8 protein-coding genes are annotated in these 5,163 nt (G+C 71.5%); 2 read left to right on the plus strand and 6 right to left on the minus strand.

Annotated elements, in window-relative coordinates:
• From P409_RS26245 to P409_RS26265, 5 genes are all read right to left on the minus strand, one after another.
• The coding region (locus P409_RS26245; RefSeq protein WP_034845370.1) for an acetate and sugar kinases/Hsc70/actin family protein at positions 1–987 on the minus strand (987 nt) is incomplete at its 3' end.
• Between the two features lie 228 nt (positions 988–1,215).
• Positions 1,216–2,262, minus strand: a complete 1,047-nt coding sequence (gene pseI / locus P409_RS26250) for a pseudaminic acid synthase (RefSeq protein WP_034845373.1) — start codon at positions 2,260–2,262, stop codon at positions 1,216–1,218.
• Positions 2,263–2,336: 74 nt separating this feature from the next.
• On the minus strand, positions 2,337–2,657 hold the full coding sequence (locus P409_RS26255; RefSeq protein WP_034845375.1) for a DMT family transporter: 321 nt from the start codon (positions 2,655–2,657) through the stop codon (positions 2,337–2,339).
• Between the two features lie 34 nt (positions 2,658–2,691).
• Positions 2,692–3,012, minus strand: coding sequence for a quaternary ammonium compound efflux SMR transporter SugE (sugE, locus tag P409_RS26260; RefSeq protein ID WP_034845377.1), 321 nt, complete (start codon positions 3,010–3,012; stop codon positions 2,692–2,694).
• A gap of 24 nt (positions 3,013–3,036) precedes the next feature.
• Positions 3,037–3,588 carry a TetR/AcrR family transcriptional regulator gene (locus tag P409_RS26265; protein ID WP_034845379.1) on the minus strand — a complete coding sequence of 184 codons (552 nt, stop codon included), beginning with the start codon at positions 3,586–3,588 and terminating at the stop codon, positions 3,037–3,039.
• A gap of 74 nt (positions 3,589–3,662) precedes the next feature.
• Between P409_RS26265 and P409_RS26270 the strand changes: the two genes are divergently transcribed.
• Positions 3,663–4,286, plus strand: coding sequence for a hypothetical protein (locus P409_RS26270; protein ID WP_034845381.1), 624 nt, complete (start codon positions 3,663–3,665; stop codon positions 4,284–4,286).
• Here the strand turns inward: P409_RS26270 and P409_RS26275 are convergent.
• Positions 4,283–4,762, minus strand: a complete 480-nt coding sequence (locus P409_RS26275; protein WP_034845383.1) for a MarR family winged helix-turn-helix transcriptional regulator — start codon at positions 4,760–4,762, stop codon at positions 4,283–4,285. The two genes, P409_RS26270 and P409_RS26275, sit on opposite strands and share 4 nt — an antisense overlap.
• A 68-nt stretch (positions 4,763–4,830) precedes the next feature.
• Here P409_RS26275 and P409_RS26280 point away from each other — a divergent pair.
• A partial coding sequence (locus P409_RS26280; protein ID WP_034845385.1) for a GNAT family N-acetyltransferase occupies positions 4,831–5,163 on the plus strand: 333 nt, incomplete at its 3' end.

Raw genomic sequence — 5,163 nt, forward strand, 5'->3', positions numbered from 1 at the left:
GCCCTCGGCGAAGCTGGGCAAGGCCATGGTGCCGGCGGCGATCAGGGCGGCGAGGTCGTCCGCCGTCGCCTCGGCGGGGGCCGGACCGGCGATCCGATCCCATTCCCGGCCGCCCATATGCAGGGTGCAGCCGATCGGCCGGCCGTCGACATCGACATTCGCGACCATGCCACGGCGCGGATCCAGCCGGTCCAGCTTCAGGCCGGGGCGGAAGCCGATGATCCAGGTGCCGGTGGACAGCAGCGGCACGTCGCCGAGGCCGGCGGCCAGGAAGCGGTGGTAGTTGGCATTGCTGTCATGCACGCCGCACAGCAGCGCCAGCTCGGGCGGCAGCCCGTGCGCCGCGGCCAGGGCGGGCCGGATCGTGCCCAGCACGTCCCAGGCGTTGCGGCGCGGCGGGATCAGCCGGTCCCAGCCGCGGCGCCGGACGATGCCGGTGAAATCGCCCGCCGCCGGGTTCCACAGATGCGTCTGGGCCGCCAGGGTGGTGATCTCGCTGGCCGGCGCGCCGCCCAGGCGCCAGGCGAAATACTGCGGCAGGGTCAGCAGCCAGCGGGCGCGAGCGAAGCCGTCGGGAAAGTCGCGCTCCTGCCACAGCATCTGCTTGGCCAAGCGGTGGGCGCCGGGGTCGACCAGACAGCCGGTCTCGGCGAAGCCCGGCCCCTCGGCGGCATAGGCCTCGTCCAGCCAGCCGGGCGCCGCGGCCTCGTAGTCCATCATCGGCAGCACCGGGCCGGCGTCGTCGACCAGCACGCCGCTGGTGCCGTAGCCGGTGGCGACGAAGGCGGCCAGGCGATGGCGGCGGGCCAGGTCGCCCAGCGCGCCCAGCAGCCAGCCCTCCATCGCCGTCAGGTCGACATGCAGGTAGGGCGGGCCCGGCCGCGACAGGTTGCGGGTGCGCACCGCCTCCAGCACTGCGCCCTCCGGCGTCACCGCCAGCAGCTTCAGATTGGTCTTGCCGACATCGAGCACCGCGACGACGGACATGCGCTTCCTGCTCTGCTTGTGGCTCTCCCCGTCGCCGGGGATGCCGCGGCAGTGTTACGCAAACCCCTCGTCGATGAATAGGTCCGACTTAGGGGACGCGGGGTTCCCCCGATTGTCATTGCCGGGCTTGACCCGGGCATCCAGGAGATGTCTATGCCGCTCCGGGTGGCCCCTGGATTGCCGGGTCAAGCCCGGCAATGACAGAAAGGGGAAAGGCCTGTCCCAGCCCTATTCCACCATCGCCCAGGCCAGCGGCTCGCCGCGGGCCAGGTCGCGGGCGGCGCGGCGGCCCAGCACCTCGGGCAGGTGCTTCGGCGCCAGGCCGTAGCCGGGGCGGATCGACCGGACATTCGCCTCGGTCAGCGTCTCGCCGGCCTTGACGTCCGCGGTGACGTAGAGCGAGCGGCGATAGACGATGTTGCCGGCCTCCGACCCTTTCAGGTCGTAGCGGATGCGGCCCAGCGCCGCCCAGGCGCCCTTGCAGTCCTCGACCAGCCGGGTGAACTCCGCCGGCTCCAGCGAGAAGGCGGAATCCGGGCCGCCATCGGCGCGGGCCAGGGTGAAGTGCTTCTCGATCACCGACCCGCCCAGCGCGACGGCGGCGACCGAGGCGGTGGTGCCCATGGTGTGGTCGGACAGGCCGCTGATCACGCCGAAGGTCTCGGCCAGGTTCGGGATGGTGCGCAGATTGGCGTCCTCCATCGGCGCCGGATAGGCGCTGATGCAGTGCAGCACCACCAGGCCGTCGGCCCCGCCGCGGCGCGCCGTGTCGATCACCTCCTGGATCTCGCCGAGATTGGCGAGGCCGGTGGAGATGATCATCGGCTTCCGCTTGCTGGCGATGTACTCGACCAGCGGCAGGTCCACCACCTCGAAGGACGCGACCTTGTAGGCTGGGGCGCCCAGCCCCTCCAGCAGGTCGACCGCGGTCTTGTCGAAGGGGGTGGAGAAGACGGTGATGCCCAGCTCCCGCCCCTTGGCGAACAGCGCCTCGTGCCACTCCCAGGGGGTCGACGCCTCCTGGTACAGGTCGTACAGGCGCTGCCCGTCCCACAGCCCGCCCTTGATCCGGAACTGCTCGCCGTCATGGTCCAGCGTGATGGTGTCGGCGGTGTAGGTCTGCAGCTTCACCGCGTCGGCGCCGGTGGCCTTCGCCGCCTCCATCATCCGCAGTGCCCGGGCCAGATCGCCATTGTGGTTGCCCGACAGTTCGCAGATTACATAGGGCGGGTGGTCGGGGCCGATCCTGCGGCCGGCGATGGAAATCTCGTGCATGCGGGCAACCCTGATATGGCGCGGCTGAAACGGCGCCAGTTGAGCCCAGGCGGCTGCGGAATTCCAGCCCCTCGTCAGTGGGCTCCTCCGAGGTTCAGCCCGACGATGCCGGCGATCACCAGGGCGACCGAGGCCAGCTTCAGCACGGTCAGCGCCTCCTGGAACCACAGCACGCCGATCACCACGGTCGCCGCGGTGCCGATGCCGGACCAGACAGCATAGGCCAGGCTCAGCTCCATCCGCTTCAACGCCAGGGTCAGGAAGCCGAAGGCGGCGCCGTAGAACACGAAGATCAGCACCGAGGACAGCGGGTTGCGGAACCCGTCGGAGAGCTTCATGCAGACGGTGCCGGCGACCTCGAAGCCGATCGCGGCGAGCAGCAGGATCCAGGCCATGGGACGGACTCGCGGCAGGGGTGGAAGAGCGACCTCAGTGCGGCGTGACGAGCTTCAGCCCGACGATCCCCGCCACGATCAGGCCGATGCAGGCCAGCCGGGCGAAGTTGGCCGGGTCGCCGAACAGCCAGATGCCGAGGATCGCGGTGCCGACCGCGCCGACGCCGGTCCAGACCGCATAGGCCGTGCCGATCGGCAGGTCCTTCAGCGCCAGGCCCAGCAGCAGCAGGCTGACGATCATCGCCGCCGCGGTCGCCACGCTGGGCACCAGCCGGGTGAAGCCCTCGGTGTATTTCAGGCCGACCGCCCAGCCGATCTCGAACAGCCCGGCGATGATCAGGATCACCCAAGCCATGACAGCAACTCCTTGGATTGAAGGTCAGGCGCCCGGTCGCGTCATCCCGGCCAGGCGCCGCAGCACCGCCGCCCGGTCCGCCGGGTCGACGGCCCGGATGCCGAACACCTCGTTCAGCCACAGCCCGTCCGCCGCCAGCCGGATGATGGCGGCCAGCACCGGGTCGATCCCGTCCGCCTTCTGCCGGTCGACCCAGCCGGCGTACTGCGCGGCATAGGGCGCCAGCAGCGAAGGGTCGTAGCCCAGGGCGGCGATCAGCGCCGCCTCGCGCATCGCGTCCCGGTCGTCCGGGGTGCCGGGCGGCGGGAAGGCGGCGCCGAGATAGGCGCGGGTCAGGGCGCCCGGCTGCGCATCCGCGGCGGTCAGCCGGTCCATCCGCTCCTGCATGCAGGCGCCGATCCGGGCGATCATGGCGCGGATCAGCGCCTCCTTGCTCTCGAAGTGATAGATCAGCCCGCCCTTGCTCAGGCCGGCGGCCTCGGCCACCGCGTCCAGCGTCAGGGCCGGGACGCCGCGCTCCAGCACCACCTGCTCGGCGGCGGTCAGGATCCGGGTCTTGGTGTCGGGGGCGCTCATGAGTGTGACTATACCGACTGGTCGGTATAGTCACAAGTCGATGGCGGGGCATGGCGGCCATGCCATGATGCCGCATGGCCCATCGCAACCGCGTCACGCCCTTCGGCGAGATCGTCGCCGACCCCGCCCGCGGCACCATGCTCGGCAATCGCGGCGTGATCCACGATGCGGCGGGGCGGATCCGCCGGCCCTGGTCGACCACGCGCTGGATCTGCTGCCGGCTGGCGTTCAAGGGCCGCTGGCGGCCGGTGATGCAGCCGGACCGCTGGACCCATCTGTTCTTCCTGGACGAGGCGGTGGCGATCGCCGCCGGCCACCGCCCCTGCGCCGAATGCCGGCGCGAGGCCTACAATGCCTGGCGCGCCGCCTGGATGACGGCGCATGGGCTGGAGGTCCCGCCGCGGGCCGAGGCGATGGACGCCGTGATCCACCCGGCCCGAATCGATCCCGCCACCCGCCGCCAGCGGGTGGTGCCGCACCCGGCGGCGGGGCTGCCGGACGGGGCGATGGTGACCCTGCCCGACGATCCCGGCGGCGCTTGGCTGGTTTTGGGCGGCGGGCTGCGTCGCTGGAGCCCGTCAGGCTATCGCGAGAGCCGGCCGATGCCCTCGGGCGAGGTCGGACTGCTGACCCCGCAGCCCAGCCTCGCCGTCCTCGCCGCCGGCTACCGGCCCGAGCTGCATCCGTCGGCCGTCTAGTCCGGCTCGCCGCCCTCCGCCGCCACGGCGGCGAGCCAGCGGCGGATCACCGTCTCCTCCTCCGGCGTCAGCCCGGCGGCCAGCGCCTTCTCCAGCACCTGCACCCGCTCGCGGCAGCGGGCCAGCAGCGCCTTGCCACTGTCGGTGATCTCCAGGGTCAGGATGCGGCCATGCACCGGGTGCGGATGCCGGGTCACCGACCCGGCGCGCTCCAGATTGGCGATGATGACGCTGACCGTCTGCGGCGTCAGCACCGCCAGCCGCGCCAGATCGGCGCCCGACAGGCCGGGATAGGCAGCGATCATGGTCAGCGCCGCGAATTGCGGCGGCGTCACCTCCAGATCCGCCAAGGCGCGCTCCATCCGCAGCCGGTAGGCGCCGCCGGCCTGGCGCAGCAGATAGCCGAAATACCCGCCCTCGCCGCGCTTGCCCTCGCCCGGCCGCGGGATCGCCGGGCCGTCATCCCGCTTGACCATGTTATCAGAACTCTTATAAGTTATTCGTACTCTGATAATACTCCCGCTCTCCGGAAAGGGCCATCGCCATGTCGGCCGTGCCTGACGCCGAATCCCTGGATCTCCGTGCCGTGGAGGACGAGGCCGCGGTCGCCGCCTGCTGGCCGGTGATGCGCCAGCTGCGGCCGCATCTGGCCTCGGCGGAGCAGTTCGTGGCGCGCTGGCGCCTGCAGGCCGCGTCCGGCTATCGGCTGGCCGCGCTGTGGCGCGGCGGCACGCCGGTGGCGCTGGCCGGCTTCCGGGTGCAGGAGAACCTGGTCTACGGCCCGCATCTCTATGTCGACGACCTGGTCACCGACGAGGCCGAGCGCGGCGGCGGCCACGGCGCCCGGCTGATCGCCTGGCTGGCGGAGGAGGGCAAG

Source organism: Inquilinus limosus MP06, from assembly GCF_000767795.1.
Classification (GTDB): domain Bacteria; phylum Pseudomonadota; class Alphaproteobacteria; order DSM-16000; family Inquilinaceae; genus Inquilinus; species Inquilinus limosus_E.